The following is a 21,608-nucleotide window of genomic DNA, read 5'->3' as shown; positions in this document are numbered from 1 at the left end:
ATTTTCCTAATATCGATTTTGATTAAGAAATATTGTCAATTAGAGACTTGTAATATTGCCAGTGTTAGTGGAGCGCATCGCTTCAGATGTAAGCGGAACGATAGCAATGCAACTTAGTTTTTAGTCGAGCAACCATCTATGTCATCCATTTAATCCAACCTTTTTGCCCACTTGCCCCATTGAATGGATATTCAATATTTATAAAAAAATTATTATTGCTCTTGGGAGTGACTACGGGTACAAGCGGAAATAAACTGTGTGTCAACGCGGAGCGTTGTCCACATTTTATTCCGTGATCTTGCGGAGCAAGATGTGCCTGTAGTTGAGCGACCAACCCAAATTCCATACCCAAAACCTATCTCGATCTGTACATTGGCTCGCTAGTTTGACCTCAGACATCGGCACATTTCTGCCCCTTTTCGCTTTAGACAAGGCAACTCCGAGCAGTCTCACTTCAAAATTATTCGATAAATTTTCTAATGCTAACTGAAAGATTTGTGGATTTAAAAAGCTCAACATTTAGCTGAGCTTTTTAGTTTGCTTTATCTAACCTATGATGCGCTTGAATCTAGTTCTAAAGGCTTTTTCACCACCTTCCATTTGGAAACATATAAACTCCTTGACCGTCTCCTCTTGAAGTCCTCCAGAGATATGAGGCTCTAACCTTTGAGCTTGCTGTTTCATCCCCACTACTAGCTCTGCATCCCCGTTCACCACAATTGGCGCAGAATGAGTTACGACTACTAGTTGTCTGCGTTTCTTATTATTTGAAATCGCAGGAATCACAGAGCTGGCAAGCATAGCGCAATCCAAGTCATCTTCAGGCTGATCTAGGATGAGCGGATCTTCGCCATATGACATCAAAAACGACAACATAGACGCAGATTTTTGGCCTGGTGACGCCCTTTCTAGCTGACGAAACTGACCAATCGAATCTTGGAACTGAATTTGAAGACCGTCGTCAGGAAACCAACAATGTAAGTCATCCAACCTTTCATCCTGCAGCTGCCCCAATCGAGTTCTTAGTGAACCATGTATCGCGGAATAGTCAGTACTCTCTTCCTTTTTGACACAAGCGATATGAAAACGCTTTAGTTTTGCCAACTCAGCATATCGCTGCTCCGCGCTTCTAGGATTGAATTTGTTAAAATTGTTTAGGTCGAATAATAAGCTATTCGGAGTGCCTTCATCAAAGATGTGGCTATCGAATCTTTCGATTCCTGAGGCCGCCTGGTAACCCTTGACTAACCGGTCGCTCGAACATGCCAGAGGAAGCACCTGGATTTTTAGCTCCGTTAAACCAAGCTCCTCGATGAACTTATTACGAACTTTGGTTAGATTCTCCCTATGCGTGACGAGTTCCCCGTACGCTTCAGCTTTGCTTGCTTGAGCTAAAGCAAGGTCGTCTTTCAAACCTTGCTCGTTATTTAGAACCAGTTGCAATTCTGCTTGCGAGTCCATAAGAGCACTCAGTTCTTCGTGATCAATTTTCGCGTTGTTTAGTTCAGATACCTTGGTGTTTAACTCGGCAGAATTAACAGCGATTCGGGACTTGAGCGTATGAAGATAAGCTTGTTGAGATGACTTTACCAACTTTGCCTTTGACTCTTCGATTAACGCGAGTACTGCTGCATTCAAGGTGTCGTGAATTTCATTGACCTCAAGTTGCCACTTACCTAAGTCAGATTCAGGATCGTCAATTTCTGCTGCATTGCTCTCTGTGCAAATGCCTTCAAGCCCCTCGATTAAATCGGCGACCTTCTGCTTACTGTCTTCCGATTTACCTAACTCTTCCTTATCGCTGGTAAGCGCTTGTTGAAGTGACTCTAATCCCGCCTCTTTTAAGGTTTGAAGCTTACGATCAACGTCTTGTAGTTGGCCTTTAGTGATTGTTAGGTTTTCGATAGCTCGCAGGGCTTCACGCTCTTCTGAACAGTACTGCTTATACTTAGTTTCAAGATTGAGTTTATCTTGTACCCACTTTGCATAATTTACCGTTTCACTTTCATCGATTACGCGTAGAAATGAATTCGGTTGAGTCGCCATTTCATACAACATTTTTTGTGAGTAAATCGAGACTGGAAAGCGCGATGTATTAAAGGTTTCTTCTTCTTCCCACTGCCCACTTTCCTTATTGAGGTGATGAAAATGAGTATTTGTCGGTGACCATGTCAGCTTGTATTTCTCCTGACCTTTACGGTACTCAAGTTCGATGAATGAGTCAGGTGACATAGCCCCTTCCGACCCCACCTTTTTGAATGCATCGATATTGCTTTGTTGTATCTGAGGAAGGTTTTCATCACGACGGAGACTCAAGCGCATCGCTTCTATCAACGTTGACTTACCCGAACCACGGCTCCCTATAATTGTGGTATACCAAGGGCTTAGCTCAATGTTGATGGGATTACCACCGACGTCTTGGCACATCTTGGTCTTTAAAGTTAATTTGGTGATTTGCTGCGATGGGATCGCAGGTGGCTGTTTAGGTCCGCGTTTTATACAGTGCTTAGGATCAGACAGTGCTACTTTTAACCCTTCAAAAGAAGGCTTTATCATCTTAACCCATGTGTAGCCCTGACCCATCTCTTCAATAGAATGCGCGTCAGAACCTTTTACCCAAGCTAGATCCTCGATGAGTTTCTTCTGATAAGGTTCGAGAGCATCCACCTCACCGATTAGCTCTATAGCATCTGGATTTGCATCAAAAACACTGCTTACTGACCCTTGATTGGAATTCTTGAAAACTCCTTTATGCTCGTCTACATGCGCCAGAATGGCCAAAGCAGGTGTAGAAAAGCCATGGATAGCATCAACAATCCCACGTGTACCATATGTCAGCTCCAATGAATGATTCTTGCCTTGGGTGGAAGGAAGACCGCAACTACCCACCAGTTCACTAATGGTTGAGGACGTAGCGTCGTCATGCAAGATAGCAAGAACATGTACGTTGCCCGCTGCTGTGAGCTCCACTGCGGGCATAATAACAATGTCCCGATACCCATTACTCTCACCAGAATCGTACTCAGCTTTGAGCGCTTCTAGTTCTGCTCGAATTGTATCTAGACCAGCACCCGTATTGTGATCACTCAATACCACGCAGTCCACTTCATTGGACATTTGACCCAAGAGCCATTCTCGGTAAGTACAGGTAGGAGTCTTGTCAGACCTAGGAAAGTCATCTGAGGCAGGAGAATGACAATGAAAATCAACTTTAAACCATTTGCTACCAACAACTTGCAACTTCTGCTCCCAATGCGAATAAGCAACTCTATTACTATCTAATCCGCATGATATGCGAGGTCATTTTTGCCATCAATGCGTTGAAACACAAATCTACGCTTACAGAGTGCGATAAATACGGGGTTATGGTAAACCCGTTTATGTTCCTCAATTTCAATGCGTCTGCGCTCAAATCGCTGGTTTTCTTGGTGTATTTGTAGCTGGATATCGAGCTTTCGATTTTCTAACTTAAGTTCTTCTTCGGTCATAAGTCATCCGCGACAAAGTGCGCGGGCATTGTTCTCAGACGCTGCCCGCATATCGCCATGTTAATACTCTAGAGTGACAGAGATAGGGCAATGATCAGATAGCATTTTATCTTCACGCGCGATTCCCTTTTTAGAACCGAAAGCGTAAACGTCAATGCCAGGCTGCTTGAGGAGGTCTGTAGCTTTTGGGGTCAGCAGAATGTGATCTATAAGGTCAGGATACTTTGGATGGCATCCAGGCGTTACCCCCACAGCGTTATAAATTCCAGCGCCGAGGTATTGCACCGTTGTATCACCTGGTGCAGCAAGTCTTCTGTTAAAGTCTCCTAATACCATTACACCGCTATCAGTACTATTGTCTGCTATCCAATCCTTGAGTATTGGTAGCTGTTGTCTTAATTTCTTACAAGAACTCCAACCTTTGCTGATGGGGTCACCCCAGCAGCCTGATTTGAGATGAACATTTAGGATTTTTAAGTTGGCGTCTGGAAGCTCAATAGCAATCCCATATCTGAGCTTGCCATTTAGCGTAAGTTCGTTGAGGTCATCTTCTTTAGTGTCGATATAGTTGATGTCTTTTCTGATGGCAAATCCTACCCGTTGAGGAGTGGATTTCTCTGGATAGAAGTCATCACATTCGTATGATGTTGAGGCTCGGTCTGAAATGACATAGTCAAACTTGTCTTCCGGAAAGACGCGTTTTAGAGCGTCGACACTCTCGACTTCTTGCACAGCATATATGTCAGCTTTTACGGTCGACGCAAAGTTCGCAAGAGCTTCATAGTCTCTCTGTTCCCTAGGAAAGCAGCCTTCACCATCTTTTGCAGCGAGGTGCTCCATGTTCCATGTGACCACTTTGACGTCTTTTGCGGTTGCTCCAAAAGAGCTAAGAGCAAATACAGCAGCGAGTAGGATGTTTGTTTTAAGGACCATCAATTCTCTCCGTGAATGAATGACCCTTGAAATGTTAAGCGTTCTATTTGAATAAATAATGAACAAAAGTAATCTATGGAAGCAAAATCATCCAATGATAGCGAGCGCTACATTAGTTGCACGTATAGTGGTCAATTGTTCCTAACCAAGTCTATGGCAGGATGCAGTCTTACTATTTTATGCTTCGCAGTAGTTTAAAGCCAATCTATGACTGTTCAGGAGCAGATTTTTTGGCGATTCAACACCAAGGTTATTCCAGCTCAAATCGGGTGATGAAGATCTTCATACGCCTCTACCAAAGAAACTAGCAGCTCAAGCTCATCGCCTTCTGGGGTGCCAGGTTCTGCATCAAATAAGGCTTCTATTCTTTTTAGAGCTCGTTTGCAGTCTTTTTCCGATGCTAATGTTACGAATTCCATTTCAAGATTCCCCATCTTCTTGTCACTCTACCTGCACCAGTAATCTAGGAAAAAGCACTGATGATTTTCTCTCTAAATTGACCTACTACGTCAAAATAAGATGATTCTAAGGCGGTATTTGAACTGACATGCCTGCTGCCGCTAATGGAAGGTTCTCGGTCAGGACTATCAGGCCACTCGACATGAACGTAACCTAGCTCATTAGCGGCTTGTGAGGTACGAATAGATGAAGGATTTGACATAGAAATATCCACCGTGTGGGTCTCCGTAATTTTGTAGTCGGGGACTTCAACGTCCATGCGGTGGGCAAATATAGAGAGATTTGTCTCCGCGAAGGTATACATCCAAGCTTCCTCAGTATCACTGGCTTCGATACGCATGATACGTCCCAAAACCTGCCGGAAGTACATTTCCGTCTTCACGCTACTCAAGTGACAACATACTTGTAGTCTGGGAATGTCTGTCCCTTCGCTGATCATCCCAACGCTGATAATCCAATCGTCTGAAGAATGGCGGAAACTATCAATGATTGCACTGCTGTTTTCGTGTCTGTATGTCACCAGTTTTGCATCTATTTGGCGTTTTTCCTTGAGAATCCGGTGAATACCAAGGGCATGACTTACCGAAGATGCCACTATCAATCCTCCCGCATTTGGCTTATTTACTCTGAGCTCTTCTAGCTTAGATGTCGCCAGTTCAAGCAAGTAACAAATACAGTTTTCGTCTTGGATAAAGGACATGTAAGAGCCTTTACCATTAGAGAGGTAAGATTGGAGGCTGGTGAACGTTTCAGTTTCGCTCTCTTTCCTCAATTCAATTTTATCATTGTCAATCAGCACGACTTTCGGGAAACGACAGACTTTGTCAGTGATGGCCTGCTGTAGACCGTATGTGTAATCACAAATGACGCTGGTATCAGGTACTAAGTACTTTCCAAGGGTCACGGGTAATGCATCAGTCCGCCACGGTGTGCCGGTTAAAGCCAGCGTATAGGCAGCCTGGCTTTGGATATTCGACAAAATAGCCTCACCCCAGGTATTAGACCGAGCCAGTTCATTCCCTGCGCAATGATGGATTTCATCAAATACTACAAATACTCGGGAATGTTGGAGAAGCGCCCAGAAATTATCATCAAGGTTGATCATTGCCTGATAGGTCAGTGAGTCACCGAGTGAGCCCAGATAACCATCAAAGCGGTTTTCTAGACGACGCTGAAATGTTCTTTGCAACCCAAGTGCAACTTCTCGGGAGGGGGAAAAACAAAGCACAAAGTCTATCAGGTCTTGGTCGAAAAGTTTTTTTGCCACTTCCGCAGCCATGACAGACTTCCCAGCTCCAGGAGTAGCGAGACAAAGAAAGTGCTTTTGGCCGTTTCGGTAACAGCTTAGCGCCCTGGCTGAACACTCCCTTTGCCATAAGCGTAGTGATTTCATGATAGGGAAAGGGCTATTTTGAGAGCGCGAATTTCACCAAGAAGTTTGGAGCTTTGTTCTCTGGTCCGAGTGCGTACATCCTGTAACTTGGCGTTCAAGTAAGGAGCTTGTTCACAAAGGTCCTTGTAAGTTTCGAACTCTGACAGGCAGGCAATAAAATCACTTTCACATTGCTCCAGCCTTGAGGCCAACCAATCATTCGTAGAGGCTGAGCTATCAGTCACTTCTTCAGTGGTGACTTTATCAAGAATATGCCAGTGGGCATCTTTGAATGCTTCAGTCTTATGGTATTGAGGTTTTTTTCCCGCTATAGGCTCTTTTTTGAGTAGCAGTCCTTTATGGGTAAGTCGATTCAAGGTGCGATAAACGAGTTTTCTAAGCTCCGCTTCATCTTTGTCTTCACTTGGACGTTTGCCAACTGCATCTCTCAGTTGAAGTGCTGTGAACTTGTCAAAGCTCTCCCTCATGAGAACGTCATAAAACGCTTGTTGAATGTTCACCTTTTGAATCGTCATAACTTCTGTCGATGTCAGCTTCAAAAATGCCAGAAATACGGATTATAATCCGTGGTTTTATAGGCCGCAACTGAGGATAGTTTTTTGTCTTTAACAGGACAAAAAATGAAACACTTAGCTAAGCGGTTTGGACAAAAACTTAAAGACAAACGAAAGGCGTTGGGCGTGTCCCAAGACAAACTTGCTTTATTAGCTACCATTGATCGAAGCTATGTAGGCCGGATAGAGCGTGGAGAAGTTAATGTAACGCTAGAGAAAGCCTACGAGCTTGCAGAGGCATTGGGATGTGATATACGAGAGATCCTTCCTTAAACCATAACCATTGTGGGAGTTATCCAGTCACCTCACAAAAGAGTTACCTGATAACAGAGGAATAAGTAATCAAGGTACTCATGGGCGAGCCAAGTTTATTAAAACCGTTCCGGAAAAGGCGTGACGACCTGAGCTAGTTCTAGCCAGCCGCATAGACAAGGCCGAATTAAGACAATGCTCTAGTATCCAATTTTGCAAGACGTTCTTGCACAATTGCGAAACAACCTGTTTCATGAATTACTTCTGCCCCAAAGTTGTTTAGATTATAAGATCTAACTCCTCATCATTGCCTCCGATTATTTCATATAAATATTCACTTCTCATTCTGGTGTCTTCTTTTCTAGTTAGCATATTTTCACTAGTGTAATATCAGCCACAAAGTTCGTAAGGCAAATTTTATCGTGGCTAAAAAACAGCCACTGATAAAGCCACAATTTGGTTAGTAAGCCAACTGGTGGTTTAAACTAGAGAGTTGAGAGAGTAGTCGATATATGTCGTCAGAAGCAGATACCAGAGCAAACTACATCGACCCAGCATTAAAAGCCGCGTACTGGCAACCGGGCAACATTATTCGGGAACATTACTTTACAGATGGCCGTAAACTTGCTGACGGTGTGCGTGGCCGTCGTTGCTTCGTCGATTATCTGCTTCACAAGGACAATCGCTACCTTGCAGTTGTTGAAGCAAAAAAAGAATCTGAGCATCCAACCAAAGGCCTTCAACAAGCCATAGACTATGCTAAGAAGCTACTCGTTCGTTTTGTCTATTCAAGCAACGGCAAACAAACCTATGAGTTCGATTTAGAAACGGGTAAAGGCGACTACATCGAGTTTTACCCAACACCACAAGAACTTGAAAACCGCTACGCGGGTGTTAACTCGGACCTAGGCCAGCAGCTTCGTAATGTGCCCTTTCATTTAGAAGGCGCAATGCAGCCACGTTATTACCAAGAATTAGCGGTCCATGCCGCCACGGATGCCATTGGTAAAGGTAAGCCACGAGTGCTATTAACGCTGGCGACTGGCACAGGTAAAACCTTTATTGCCTTTCAAATCGTCCATAAACTGTTTCAGTCCCGTTGGAACAAAGAATCTCCGGGTACACGTAGGCCTAGAATTTTGTTTTTAGCCGATCGCAATATTTTGGCCGATCAAGCCATTAACACTTTCAATCCATACGAAAAAGATCTCATCAAAATAAACGGTGAGGAGGTACGCAAGCGGGGTGGAGTCGTGCCAACTAATGCGCATATCTTTTTTGCTATCTACCAAGCCATTGCTGAGCGTGAAAATATTGAAGGCTACTACAAAGCGTATCCAAGTGATTTCTTTGACCTTGTAATGATTGACGAATGTCACCGTGGCAGCGCTAATGAGACAGGCTCTTGGCGAGCCATACTCGATCATTTTGGCAGTGCTGTGCATGTAGGTTTAACAGCCACACCAAAACGTGAAGCTAATGTGGATACCTATGATTACTTTGGAACCCCCGCATTTGAATACTCATTAAAAGACGGCATCAACGATGGCTTTTTAACGCCATATCGTGTTAAGCGAGTACGTACCAACTTAGACGAGCTCGTGCTGACCAAAGATGACCAAGTGATCGAAGGCGAATCAGGGCAAGACGTCTATCAGGTAGAAGATTACGACAAGAAGATCATTGTTGATGAACGTACCGAACTGGTCGCAAAAGCCATTTTAGACAATATCAATCCACTTGAAAAAACCATCGTCTTTTGCGAAAACCAAAATCATGCACTGACCATGCGTGACATGATCAATAAACACAAAAAGCTGAAAGATCCGCATTACTGTGTACGTGTAACCAGTGATGAAGGTAAAGTTGGCCACGAGCTGCTGGAAAAATTCCAAGATAATGACAAAGATATCCCCACCATTATTACCTCATCGCAAATGTTAACCACGGGGGTAGATGCCCGTAATGTACGTAACGTAGTGCTGGATAGAACCGTCGGCTCAATGGTGGAATTTAAACAAATTGTCGGTCGCGGCACCCGCGTTTTTGATGGCAAAGACTATTTCACGATTGTCGATTTTCGTGGTGCAACCAATAAGTTTTATGACAAAGATTGGGATGGCGAGCCTGAAGCACCAGAGCCCGGTGGCACAGGGGAGCCTAAACCACCGCCATACACACCAGAACCACCCGGAGGAACAGATGGCCCAGAACCTGAACCGGGTGAGACAAAACCTCGGTTGAAAGTAAAGCTCGGCAAACACCGAGAACTGAAGGTCATTGACGTTGAAACTCGTTATATCGATGAAAACGGCAAACCTCTCACTGTGCAAGAATTTGTTGAGCGTTTGATCACCCAATTACCAGGGTTGTTTAAATCAGTTGAGGAATTGCGGCGGATATGGTCAGACCCAGATGAGCGCGAAACCTTGCTCAGTAAACTTGTACAAGCAGGTTTTGATAAAGAACAGCTCGCTACTCTGCGACGCATGTTTGAAGCAGAAGAGTGCGATATCTTCGATCTGCTGGCTTTTTTAGCCTTTGAACAGCCAATGGCAACCCGTAAAGCTCGTGCCGATCAAGTACGCACTAACAGCACTTTCTTTAATCAGTACCAACAAGAAAAGGCACAGCAGTTTTTGCACTTTGTGCTCAATCGTTATGAGCAAACTGGCAGCTCAGAGTTATCACGCGAGCGCTTGCCTGCTCTCATCGAGCTATCAGGCTTAGGTACAGTGAAAGACGCCTCAACAGCATTCGGTGGAAAGCCAGCCTATTTACTGGCTGCTTTTAAACAATTACAGCAACAGCTATACCATGTGAACTAAAATGCAATTAACACTAGCACCTAACCCGCTACACGATCAGCCACAAACCTTACATATCAACAAAGTAGCTACTTTGATTGGCGAAAATGGCAGCGGTAAATCCACTATTTTGCAGTCAATTTTTAGCGAGGGACTTAATGGTGGCGATCATGCACATTTGAGAACGGTATGCTTTTCATCCGGGCAAAATGAGTCTTTCTCAAAGCACTTTAATGAACATGTCAAGAAAATCAGGCGTCGTGGAAAGTCGATGGTTTTATCTTCGTTTTACTACGATAAAACTTGGTCAAAACTATTGGTCTTTTTAGCTACAGCTCTGGTTCGAGACGGCAAAACCAGAACATTTTTACTTGAAAAAGGGTACGCAAAAGAGAGTCAGGATATCAACAGAGACGATATATCAAGTAAGTTGTCATTCTCTTTTCGTGTAGATAAACGCTATGCACAGCGTGTTCAAGATGCATTAAAAAAAGAAGAAGTGGGAGAAAAAGGCACTCTAAGACAAACACCTTTCTACCGCTCGTTAGAAAGTTTTGTAGAAGAACTGATAGACCGTGAGTATTTGTTTGAAGAGAAACTTTCCACCAAGACAATCGAATTATCATCTTACGATTTACTCTCGGTAAAGTTCGCTAGGATTAATCCAGATGAAGACTTGGATGAAGTTGATTTTGGTGACGACCCATCAATCAGTTTTTTAACACAAGCTGTCAATGGCAACTTCATTAACAAAAGAAGCTTCAAGTTAAAGCTTTTGGGCAACATTGAGTTAGATGATTTAAGCGATGGTGAATACCAACTGCTCTTTCTATACGCGTTGATAGACCTTTTTGATGCGCCGAATACTTTATTCCTGTTTGATGAAGCAGATTCGCACCTGCACTACAAAAACGTAGAGAAACTATGGTCTCTATTACACAGCATACAAGGCCATGCGATTACTACTACACACCTGTTGGATTCTATTTCTGCAAATGAAAACCGCATAGAACATCTGAAAGTGGTGGAGCACGGCCGAATTAACGAAGACAACAAGATCAAGCAACTAATCAGCCGACTCAGTGTACTTTCTCGTGCCAAATCCGTTGAATTTGAGGTGTGTGGCAAGCTGCCTAACATCGCCTTATTAGATGACTACAACGATTGGATTATTTTTACCAAGCTTGCGGCACGTGCAGGGCTAGATATAAACCGTCTAGCCACTGTGCATGCCATGAAAAAGTCGTCCAGCTACGCTACTGCTAACGAAACCTTTGGCAAGGGGAAAATAGATTGGTTACATGGCTTAAGCAAGATTGAATCACCACTTGTAACAACACAGATTTTCCTAATTTGTGATCGAGACGAGGCGGCATTGGACTGGAATGCTGCCAATGGAGTTCAAGTGAACGGACAAGTGTACCGTGAGTTGCTAAATGCCATTCAATGGCCTCGTGGCACCAACGTATCGCCATATCTATTGGCTTGGAAACGCCGTGAAATCAAAAACTATTTGCTCTCATACACCGCATTGGCGCACCACAATCTGCTTGGCCAAATAAACAATGGTGATATTGCGCAGCGCAATCACCTTCAGTCCAATAATCCTGGTGATAACGACGATATTCGTAGGATGAACGTCAAAGACATTATCAACCCGCTGATTAACACCGATGGCGAAGGCTTAGACCCTGCAAAACTCCAAACCTATATCGACCTGATTCCGCCCGCAGAAATCAGCGAAGACATCACCAATATGTACAATTTTATTATCGGAAAACTATAAGCCATGTCATTACAACAAAAGATCGACCGAATTACCGACATACTGCGCCGCGACGATGGCATTAGTGGTGCTATGCACTATACCGAGCAAACCTCTTGGGTGTTGTTCTTAAAGTTTTTGGATGATTACGAGTCTGAAAAAGAAGATGAAGCGGTACTGTCTGGTAAAGACTACCAACCTTTGTTGGATGACGAACACCGCTGGTCAAATTGGGCTTGCCCGAAAAATGCTGAGGGCAAGCTAGATATCAACAAAGTTCGCACGGGCGATGACTTAACCGATTATGTGAATAACGAGTTATTCCCTTACTTAAAAAGCTTTGCCAACGCCACCGTTACGGGTTCCGACCCTAAATCCTTCGCCTATAAAATTGGTGCCATCTTCCAGTATTTAGACAACAAGGTCGCCTCTGGCCATACCTTGCGTGAAGTGCTGGATATTATCGACACACTGAACTTCCAATCCAGCGATGAAATGTTCGAGTTGTCGTTAGTCTACGAAGGCTTATTGCAAAACATGGGAGATGCCGGGGGCTATGCGGGCGAGTTCTATACTCCGCGCCCAGTAGTACGCGCCATGATTAAGGCCATTGACCCGCAAGCCGGGCAAACCATTTACGATGCAGCGGCTGGCTCGTGCGGATTTTTAGTGGAAGCCTTTGAGCATCTAAAGAGCAAAAAGAACCAACTCTCTACCGAGCAGTGGGATTTTATTCAACGCGACACCTTCTTCGGTTACGAGAAAACCTCGCTGGCGTACGTGATGGGTATGATGAACATGATTTTACATGGCATCGAATCCCCAAACCTGTTCAGGGGTAATACGCTGACCCAGAATATTCGTGATATTCAGGAAAAAGACCGTTACGACATTATTCTGGCTAATCCACCGTTTGGCGGGAAAGAAAAAGATCAGATCCAACAGAACTTTCCCATTAAAGCGAATGCCACCGAATTGCTGTTTATGCAGCACTTTATGAAAACTCTAAAAAGTGGCGGTAAAGCAGCCATCGTAGTGCCAGAAGGTGTGTTGTTCCAAACCAACAGCGCTTTCAAGCAAGTAAAACAAGAACTGCTAGAAAACTTTAACCTGCACACCATTTTAAGCCTGCCTGCCGGGGTATTTTTGCCATATTCAGGCGTTAAAACCAATGTGCTGTTTTTTGAGCGCAGCGGTGGCACCAGAGATGTGTGGTACTACGAATGTGAGCCGGAGCAAAAACTCACCAAAAACAAACCAATCACCGACGAACACTTAAAAGAGTTTGTTGAGCTGTATAGCAGCCGCGATACCACCGAACGTTCCTGGGCAGTTTCAGCCAGCAAATTAGCTGAAGATTACGACTTATCCGCCAAAAACCCAGCCAAACAGAAAGATGCCGAGCATTTAGCACCCAGCGATATCCTCAAGCAAATCCGCACCAAAGAAAAACTGGTGTCAGGGCTGTTAGATGAAATTGAAGATCTGTTGGCGGAGAAATAAGCATGGAGCAGGTTTTATATAAATTGCCAGATGGGTGGGAATGGAAACGTATTGAAGACATCTTCACAATCACTAGCGGGAAGAACCTCACGAAAAAAGATATGCATGATGAGGGGAGATTTTCTGTATATGGCGGCAATGGAATAGCTGGTAAATACAATGATTTTAACCTGAGTGGTTCGAACATCATTATTGGTCGGGTTGGCGCGCTTTGCGGTAATGTTCGCTTGGTCAATGACGATATATGGGTTACGGATAACGCGTTTTTCATTAAAGAATACAAGATAGATATATTGAAAGAGTATCTCGCAAAGGTACTCGCGGCGTTAAACCTTGGGGAAACTGCAAACAAGGCAGCTCAGCCAGTAATCTCGTATAAGGGAATAAAAGATCTAGTCATTCCTTACCCACCATTGGATGAACAAAAACGTATCGTCGAAAAACTCGATGCGCTGCTCACCCGTATTGACACCGCCATCGAGCATTTGCAAGAAAGCCTCACACTGGCTGATGCGCTATCAAAAAACGGGCTGTCAGAAATATTCGAGAGCCTAAAAGATCGTTACGAGGTCGTACCCCTATCATCTGTCGTAAAAATTAATAGTGGCATTGCGTTACCGAAACTTTTTAAAAACGGTTTCAGCGATGGTGACATTCCATTTTTCAAAGTGGCACAAATGAACAACCATCATGAAACTATGGTTGAGCCAGAGATAACATTTAATGAAACCGTTGCCAAAGAACACAAAATAAAGCTATTTCCTAAGGGCAGCACTCTGATTCCCAAAAGAGGTGGGGCAATCCTAACCAATAAAAAGAGAATGCTGCTTGAGAATGCGTCATATGACAGCAACATCATGGGATTAAAAGCTGACGAATCTAAAATATCCGACGATTATCTTTTCGCCTTCATGCGGACTATAGATTTAGCAAATTTCGTCGACGCAAGTACGATCCCGCAAGTTAACAACAAACACATTGACCAAATGCAAATCCCTCTTGCAAGCATCGAGGAACAGACTGACGTGGTTAGTCAAGTCAACTTGCTGGTAAAAAAAGTCGAAGTTACGAATTATGAAATTCAAAGCCAACTGGTTGATTTGCAAGCTCTGAAAAGTTCAATTCTCGACTCCGCCTTTAAAGGTGAGCTCTAAGGAGGGAGTATGGCATTTGATACCACAATTTTTTAACAAAAAGAGTTCAGGGCAGCAATTAACAAAGTCGAAGAATTGCTTTCACACTCAAAAACGGTTCTGTTAGGTGCTGGGGCGAGTTTTTGTGCTGAACTTCCATTAATCAACCAGCTAACAGAAAGGGCGCTAGAGAGGAAAAGCTCTCCGCTGATTCAAAGCCAGTGTTGACTGCCATACAAACTTCTTTTGCATGCGCAAATCAGATCGGCCACAGACCTCTTTTTTGCTGTGGCTTTTCTAGAGATCGCAGGCCCTTTGACATCTCGAATTAATGATGATTTCAGGTTCTCAAGCTCGTCCCCTTCGGTTGCCTGCTGTTTATTTACATTAAGCGAGTATTAATTCAAATTAATGGTATTACGTGGATCTTTAGTAGTTTTTTACTCTAACCAATAAATGTCCAAAGGCGTGTTACGCGACCGATTGGTGATGTGACCGATTGGTGATGTGTGATGAACCTTACTGTGACGATACAATGCTTTTATCTATATCGGATTGGAAAGCTCCCAATAGCTCCTTTATCTCACACAACGCTGCGGTAGGCGTCAACTCCTTCCTTGCTATCTGTTCTTCTAACAGCTCAATCTGACGTTTAGCAAGCTCAACACTCGACTTTAGAGAAACAGCATTATAAACCTCTGTGTAGCCGTGAATATCTGCAAATGCGAGGTCAATATAAGTATCCAAAGAGCTAAGTATTGTATGACCAGTCCATTGTTGTAACTGCATTTTAAACGTTTGTGTATGAAGCAGATGCTTTCGGAAATCATCTTTGTCATTCACTTCTTTAGTGGCAAGAATCAGTTCCTTAAGCTTGTCTGTAATGAATGCGTGTCTCCACAAGTGCGGGTGCAATTCTCCCTCGATACCAAGCTCTTTTTTCCATGAGTTCATGTACGTTGTCCATGAATCGGCAGATAGGCGTAGACCTGTTTTTAAGCTGATAAACAGGTAGTCATGTTGGACTTTTTTCTTCCTCATGACTTTCTTGCGAACTTTGATGTAATCCGCAATCACTGATAATAACAAATGTGGGACAGGTATCTTTCGAGTGGCATTGTCGTCTTTACGTTTTAAAGTGGTAAGAGTGAGCATACCTGTGCGTCTAGCTTCCTCGTAATCGGTAATTTTAATCAAGTGAAGCTCCGACACTCGACCACCCAACTGCTCCATTGCAGTATATAACGCCATGTCTCTTCTGCGTTTGTCTTTGTTTTTCTGGGTCTTTATATGCTCCCACACTCGCAAGGCATCATCTTCTGAAACAGGGTGGCGTTTCTTGATTTCATCTTTTGTTGGCACGGCTGCATGGGTGACTTTGACACCTTCAATATAACCTTTATAGCCTTCCTGTTTGCGTTTGTAATGCTTCTCAAGTATCTGAATTGAGTTACCTTTATCTTTGCCAATGAAAGCACTCAAATCATGAAACTCTTGGATAAACTGCAAAAAATCCAAACAGGTATGCGCAATCTTTATAACGGAGTTATTCTTACGTTGTAGCTCGCCAAGTGGTGTTCTCTCCGCCTGTAGTGATTGAACGAAAAGAGTGAATGTTGCATCAGTAAGTTGACTAAATTGGCTCAATAATGGCTGTTTTTCAATAAAGTGAACCAAGTGGATGATATCGTGGGCATATCCTCGAATGGTGTCACTTTTTAAGTTTCTCACCATCAAACTATGGATGTAGGCATTGGCTTCATAGCAAGGAGTATGATTACTGTAGGTTACGAAAGGAATATCCAGTGGCTTACGAAAGACAAGCTTCCCATCAAACCCAAGATGACTCCATTGCTCAAAGTTTTTAAGCTTACGAACCGCCATCATAGCTCTCCATTCAAAGTGAAATTCATCTGCGCTTCAATCTTCCTATTGTGAACTCGATAAAGCTCCTGCCGTTCTTCTACTGTTCCTTCATGATTCGCTAGTTGCTTTAGTCTAGAACGCAGCTCTGAAACCATAGCGGTCAGTAAAGAATTAGAGCGCTGTGTTGCATCTAACTCTAATTCAAGCTCAGAGACTTTGTGATTTAAACCTACTACAGTTTGTTTGTTGCCTTTAGAAGCTTTCTCATTGTGATGTACAGCCTCTACCGCCAGTTTTGCATTAATACGAAGCTCATCTAATGATAAGAAGCCTCTCTCTAGAAGTGCTTCTGAAATGCTTTTTACTGTGTTTAGCGAGCACGGCGTGATATTACGCTCTTGATTCTGATATCTAGCGATACCAGATTGAGACTTGAGCGCCTTTAATAGTTCTTCATCATTTTTAAACTCAGTTGGGGCTGTGATGATCTCCTTCAACAGCTTTTCTGTTTCAAGGATTTTCGTTTGGTTTTTCTCTAAAACTTTCATTGTCCCAATCCTCAATCAAGGTCTTTGATTTTTAAAATTAGATTAAAGGTTTGAGTTGTATTTCCATCACCATCTTCGATGGTGAAGAACTCTGGCTCAAGCGTGATTCGACCTTCCTCTAAAAGCTGAATAACCTCTGTTTCGATGTCCTGCTCTTTTTGAAGTTGGCTTATATGAGGGACGGTTAGATAAGACTCATCATCGTAATCTTCTGCGGCTTCACTCACTGACTCTATCGTGATGGGTGTTGAACTATCACCTGTCAGGCGTTCTGCAATGATTTTGCGAACCTCTTCGATTCCTTTTAGTTTCGCAAGTTCAGAGGTGGAATCGACCACACCACGAACAATTACACTGGCTTTAGCTCCGTTCAGTACCGCCCCAGTTTCCGACTCAGAGATATAATGGTATAAGTGTTCCATATCTGAATGTCCGAGCATCCAGCGCAGAGCATCCATTCCATCAAATCCTTTTGACCAAAAGAACGCCATAGCAAAGAAGCGTCTCAATTGGTGCTGACGGACATAATTACGGCGATACTCTCCGTTGTCGTATTCCACCAAGTCCGTTCCTAAGTAATCACATAAGGCATCAAGGTGAGCATTATATGTACTGTGAGTAACCTGATTTAACTGCGAGTTATTTGAATTGAGGCTGTTAAACAAAGATAACTTTCCTTTGCATAGATTTAGCTCACTCGCTTTGATGTTAAATTGCTCCAGTTGCCAAATGAACCTTGCGATAGATAAAGGAATTGGTCTTTCTATTGTTGCGTTCACCCCTTTTGAGCCAGTTTTTTTTACCTTAAATATCAGGTTGTACTCTGTTTTTGCACCCGCTTCTGAAAAGGGACTTACATTAGGTGAAAGGTTGCCATGTGACTTCAACTTGATTAATTCATCTTGTCTTCGAGCCATGATTGCACCCACTAAGACTTGTATTGCGCCTTGCAGTACAGAGAACAAATCAAACAAGCTCTCATTAGCTCGAATCCGCTCAAAGCGATTTTCGACACTGTCTCTAAAACCTTGAACCTGCTTTATCCCTTTTTTTAGGTATACACTACTCAGGCAATTGATCGCCTCTGTTTGAAACCAGTAGCCTCGCTCCGTACCAGACATCTCGCGATGCAACTCTTCATTCCAAGCTAGAGCGCATTGTTGGGGGCGGAGTGTGTTGGAGTTTTTTGCCGCAGATTTACTTCTTGCTTTAGATAGCAGTGTTAATGTTTCATCCAGTAAAGTAACAACGCCTTCCTCTATAGGTAGATGCTCTTTGGCAAACTCATAGCACTGACGAATTAAATTAAACACAAAGGTAGGCGGCAAGGTGCGGGTGCGTCCTGCTTTTTTTAAGCTAACTAACTGGCTAATGTGACCTGAGCTGACACGCTCGGACAAGATTGAAGGGCTTGCCGCATCTTCACGCTCAAGGTTGGTATGAATCAATCGAATTGCTTCAATGTAGGTCGAGATAGTCCGTTGATTAGTGCCTGTTGAGGTGTCTTTATTCTCAACCGCTCGATACTCTGAGTTTCGCCTTGGCGCTTTGAGGTGAAGTTCTGCGTAGTTGGGAATATTGATGTCGTGGTAAAGCATCTTACCTTTAAACAACAACTCACTCAGCACAGCACCGCTGCCAGTGTATTTTATGCATTTTCCAGAGTGATAATAACTTTGCTCAAAAAGCCAAGCACACGCCTTCTCTCTCTCTGCTAGAAATAAGAAACTTTCATCTTGCGCAATGTCTTTTGTAACGTAGGGGAAGTTTTCTTTAAATGTTTGTGCGTCCGTATCAGAAATGCTTTGAGAAGCGTTATTAAGTAATACCTTGGTATGTTTATCAATTTCATACACACCTTGAAAATTTCCGTGCTCGGCGTATTTCGTCATGATGTTCAACCAAAAGTCATCATTCACATTCAGAAGGTGATATTTTGCTAGCTTCAACTCTTTCGAATGTAGTAAGACCGCATTGATGAGAGCGATAACTTTGCTAACTTTGTGATAAGCCGTTATTGGACTGATAATCTTCCCACCGTTTTCAAGTGGATTATCTGCTGCCGTAATCCAGTATTTAAAGCTGTTTAACAGCTTTTGATGCTTTGCATCGGTGAGTTTCTTGCCGTCATCTAAGTAAACCGTGTCCCAATGTATCGTTTTTGGCTTTTTGCCAAATGTTAGTACCCACTTGTTTTCAGAAAAGCTGGATTCTAACCATTCGGGCTGTCGGTCATCGTAACCGTAGATGCCAGTATGGATATTCGTGATAATATCTAATGCTCGATAGTCATCATTTGCTACTGAAAAATTGATAATATCTTCAAGAGTCTCAGCACTTAAACCATTTAGAACTGAATGGTCTTCCACGATGTTTTCAATGAGGTCAGCAATAGAGGAATTGTCGATAGCAACACTTAACATAGCAGCGCCCCCTTAATCGAGTTAGTATCTAGTGTGTTATTGGTTGCAATATCAAGCATTTCCATCAAATCATCATCCGCACTATGCTTGCCTGAACTCAGGGTATCTAAAACAAACACCGCTGATTGATACCAGTGAGCAACAATATCTAAAAAAGATTCCTCATCATCGCTACTCTCAACAACAAAGCGTATCGCCATCAACAACTGCAAAAGTGATGTCGATATAGTGTATGTTAACTGGTTAAACCCTAACGATTCTGAAACTTCACTGTCAGCAGTCGTCTGCTGAGTAAAACCATGATCGAAGTGCTCTGGAATGTTGCTTATGCCGTGATTACTCAAGAACTCCTCAATGTCTTGAGCGCTCATGTTCACAGCATCAAGTCGATGCACTGAATCTTTCATGGCTTCAAGTAAAATAGCGTTCTGGAACTGACGTATCCAACGTGCATTAAAGAAGTCCATTAACGGCTTAGGAAGGTAAGATGTCAGTAGGTTTGCATCCTTCTTTTCATGACCAAGGGCCTCGGCAACAGCATCCATTGAACGTGTTTCCAAATAAATTTGAAAGCCTCGGTGTCGTCTAATGGAACGTAACGAATGGATATCGGAAATGGCTTGGGCATCTTCCAAGGTTATGTCGCTGCTCTTATCAAAGAGTGTTTCATCTTGAAGCCAATTATAAAAATCATTTACTGAATGAAGAGTGGCATTGAGATTGCTTGGACGTATCACATTGGTAGTAGTTGAAGTCAAAATCATCTTTCGCCAATTCACATTCCCTCTTTGCTTCAGGTATTCACGGCTCATGCGAGTATGCTGTATCAGGAACTCAACTATAGATTTAGAAAACTCATTGAGCACTACTTCTTGCTGCGCATTGGTAGACCCTTTGCGTGATTTGTAACTGACCGCAATGTGCTGATTACCAACTTGCTTATAACCCACCATATTGTCATTTACATCAAATAAGTCCCATTTTGCTAACCAAGAAGGTGTTATCAGAGGATGCTCCATCACAAGAAGCGTCAAAAGAACGTTCAGTGTTGAGCCGTTTGGTAAATTTAACTCTGTGTTGAGCTGACTAGCATTTCCTTTAAATCCCAAAAATGATAAATAATTAGTGTCTTTTGCAGCGATGCCGTGCGCATAAAAGGTTGCTACTGTATTATCTAACTTATCTTCACCGACAAAGTTTCGATATTTTTCATAGCCTTCCGTGCTGCTCAATGGTTTAACTAAGCCTGTGCTCTGAAAAGCTTTATTTCTATCTTCTCGCTCTAAAAGCTCTTCAAATTTCAAGAGACACACATGCCTGACATGCGCCATGTCTCGGTCTACACGTTGCTGAATAATTGAAACAGCCTCTTCATCTTTAATTTTGAGTGGAATGTTAGCAAACCATCGAAGGTTTTCTGGCTGCGTAGCATTGCCACCAATTGAAAAGGTGGGTGCGCCATCTTTTGGGTCTTTCCAGACAGGAACGATGAATGGTTTGTGAGGCTCAGCAAAAATACCCGTGTTGATAAAACACTCGGTATAATAGTTAATGGTATTTGCCCACCTAGTATGAAAATCCTTTGGGCATTTCTGTGCAGCTTGGGAGCGCACAAATAGCACTTTAAACACCTTGTGGAAGAATAACTGCACATGGTTACGGCTTAAAAGGGCTTCTATTGCCAGCCCGTCTCGGTCGGTATAAGCAGTTGATATACCCACAAAAAGTTTTTTGAGTTCTTGTAATGCTTTGGTTAGAGATAATGGTTTTTGCGTAAAAGCATAGTTTTTAAGAGCAAGATGAACCTTGTTGGTAAACGCCTCACCAAAATTAACATAAAGCGTATCCAGATAAGCCTCATGTTCCTTGCCTTCTTTTGATAGCACCTGCCAACCATCAAGGTAGTCAGATTTTGATTTATCTATATTAAGCTCTCTGAACTGAGCTAGACAGGTCGAAGCGTCTTCTGTGATTTTTAAATTCGAAAGCTTTACTTCATCAAGAGTTAAATGTTTATCTTGCGCAATGTAACGGAAGAGGGCTTTGATTTGATTACAAAAGGCATAACTGCGCTTGATGGCGATATCATCATAGTTATAAACAAAGCCAATGAGCGACTGGAAGTGTGCATTAAGTGAGCTTGAATCATTCAGTATTTCCAATGCACTGTAGTTACCTTGTTTAACCAAGTAGCAGAAAGCTGCATAAAGATTCAATGTTGGTTGTATAAGCTTTGGGGAGACTGAGGATTCAGCAGCAAGCGCTAGGTAGTTAGAGTATTCGACTGACAGTGCAGTTTTTAATAAAGAAAGCTCATTTAGTATTTTTACATTCACAACCAAACCTCATAAATTGACAACTAATAGATACACTAGTTGTCAGAGTGATTGTTGTCAAAGTAAATAAAGTGCACTAAAAAGCATTCAATGTATTAATATTCAAAGATTTAATATGATTTTGATGGTTTTTAGTTATTAGGATTAC

Annotated in this window: 15 protein-coding genes; 5 read left to right on the top strand and 10 right to left on the bottom strand. The window is 42.8% G+C overall.

Annotated elements, in window-relative coordinates; all coding sequences use genetic code 11:
* Window positions 1-546: 546 nt before the first annotated feature.
* The 6 genes from ppl to RN22_RS20685 form a co-directional block, all read right to left on the bottom strand.
* Window positions 547-3,240: an anti-phage protein Ppl gene (gene ppl / locus RN22_RS20705; RefSeq protein WP_156168242.1), complete on the bottom strand. Its 2,694-nt coding sequence runs from the start codon at window positions 3,238-3,240 to the stop codon at window positions 547-549.
* Between the two features lie 38 nt (window positions 3,241-3,278).
* On the bottom strand, window positions 3,279-3,488 hold the full coding sequence (locus tag RN22_RS20700; protein ID WP_046307304.1) for a hypothetical protein: 210 nt from the start codon (window positions 3,486-3,488) through the stop codon (window positions 3,279-3,281).
* Between the two features lie 60 nt (window positions 3,489-3,548).
* Window positions 3,549-4,421: an endonuclease/exonuclease/phosphatase family protein gene (locus RN22_RS20695; RefSeq protein WP_052737578.1), complete on the bottom strand. Its 873-nt coding sequence runs from the start codon at window positions 4,419-4,421 to the stop codon at window positions 3,549-3,551.
* A 260-nt stretch (window positions 4,422-4,681) separates the two neighbouring features.
* Window positions 4,682-4,840 carry a hypothetical protein gene (locus tag RN22_RS25200; protein WP_231590944.1) on the bottom strand — a complete coding sequence of 53 codons (159 nt, stop codon included), beginning with the start codon at window positions 4,838-4,840 and terminating at the stop codon, window positions 4,682-4,684.
* 44 nt (window positions 4,841-4,884) lie between these two features.
* Window positions 4,885-6,273, bottom strand: a complete 1,389-nt coding sequence (locus tag RN22_RS20690) for a DEAD/DEAH box helicase (RefSeq protein ID WP_046307302.1) — start codon at window positions 6,271-6,273, stop codon at window positions 4,885-4,887.
* Window positions 6,270-6,788, bottom strand: a complete 519-nt coding sequence (locus tag RN22_RS20685; protein ID WP_046307299.1) for a hypothetical protein — start codon at window positions 6,786-6,788, stop codon at window positions 6,270-6,272. The genes RN22_RS20690 and RN22_RS20685 overlap by 4 nt, the downstream gene beginning before the upstream one ends.
* A gap of 105 nt (window positions 6,789-6,893) precedes the next feature.
* Here RN22_RS20685 and RN22_RS20680 point away from each other — a divergent pair, with 105 nt between their 5' ends.
* The 5 genes from RN22_RS20680 (at window position 6,894) to RN22_RS20660 (ending at window position 14,308) form a co-directional block, all read left to right on the top strand.
* Window positions 6,894-7,100 carry a helix-turn-helix domain-containing protein gene (locus RN22_RS20680; RefSeq protein WP_046307296.1) on the top strand — a complete coding sequence of 69 codons (207 nt, stop codon included), beginning with the start codon at window positions 6,894-6,896 and terminating at the stop codon, window positions 7,098-7,100.
* A 491-nt stretch (window positions 7,101-7,591) separates the two neighbouring features.
* Complete coding sequence (hsdR, locus tag RN22_RS20675) at window positions 7,592-9,907, top strand: EcoAI/FtnUII family type I restriction enzme subunit R (protein WP_046307294.1); 2,316 nt, start codon at window positions 7,592-7,594, stop codon at window positions 9,905-9,907.
* Window position 9,908: 1 nt separating this feature from the next.
* Window positions 9,909-11,672, top strand: coding sequence for an AAA family ATPase (locus RN22_RS20670; RefSeq protein WP_046307292.1), 1,764 nt, complete (start codon window positions 9,909-9,911; stop codon window positions 11,670-11,672).
* 3 nt (window positions 11,673-11,675) lie between these two features.
* Entirely contained in the window at window positions 11,676-13,154 is a 1,479-nt protein-coding gene (locus RN22_RS20665) for an N-6 DNA methylase (protein ID WP_046307289.1), read from the top strand.
* Between the two features lie 2 nt (window positions 13,155-13,156).
* Window positions 13,157-14,308 carry a restriction endonuclease subunit S gene (locus RN22_RS20660; protein ID WP_046307288.1) on the top strand — a complete coding sequence of 384 codons (1,152 nt, stop codon included), beginning with the start codon at window positions 13,157-13,159 and terminating at the stop codon, window positions 14,306-14,308.
* Window positions 14,309-14,806: 498 nt separating this feature from the next.
* On the opposite strand, the gene xerC is transcribed toward RN22_RS20660, so the two are convergent.
* The 4 genes from xerC to RN22_RS20640 are packed head-to-tail and all read right to left on the bottom strand — an operon-like array spanning window position 14,807 to window position 21,460.
* Entirely contained in the window at window positions 14,807-16,171 is a 1,365-nt protein-coding gene (xerC, locus tag RN22_RS20655) for a tyrosine recombinase XerC (RefSeq protein ID WP_046307286.1), read from the bottom strand.
* Complete coding sequence (locus tag RN22_RS20650; protein WP_046307285.1) at window positions 16,171-16,701, bottom strand: hypothetical protein; 531 nt, start codon at window positions 16,699-16,701, stop codon at window positions 16,171-16,173. The genes xerC and RN22_RS20650 overlap by 1 nt, the downstream gene beginning before the upstream one ends.
* 11 nt (window positions 16,702-16,712) lie before the next feature.
* Window positions 16,713-19,124, bottom strand: a complete 2,412-nt coding sequence (locus tag RN22_RS20645) for an integrase (protein ID WP_046307284.1) — start codon at window positions 19,122-19,124, stop codon at window positions 16,713-16,715.
* Window positions 19,118-21,460: a hypothetical protein gene (locus RN22_RS20640; protein WP_046307283.1), complete on the bottom strand. Its 2,343-nt coding sequence runs from the start codon at window positions 21,458-21,460 to the stop codon at window positions 19,118-19,120. Before RN22_RS20640 ends, RN22_RS20645 begins: the two co-directional genes overlap by 7 nt.
* Window positions 21,461-21,608: the final 148 nt, after the last annotated feature.

Origin of the sequence: Grimontia sp. AD028 (genome assembly GCF_000973155.1) — a bacterium.
GTDB classification, from domain to species: domain Bacteria; phylum Pseudomonadota; class Gammaproteobacteria; order Enterobacterales; family Vibrionaceae; genus Enterovibrio; species Enterovibrio indicus.
The sequence above is the reverse complement of the archived record's forward strand: the minus strand, read 5'-3'. Positions and strand labels throughout refer to the sequence as shown.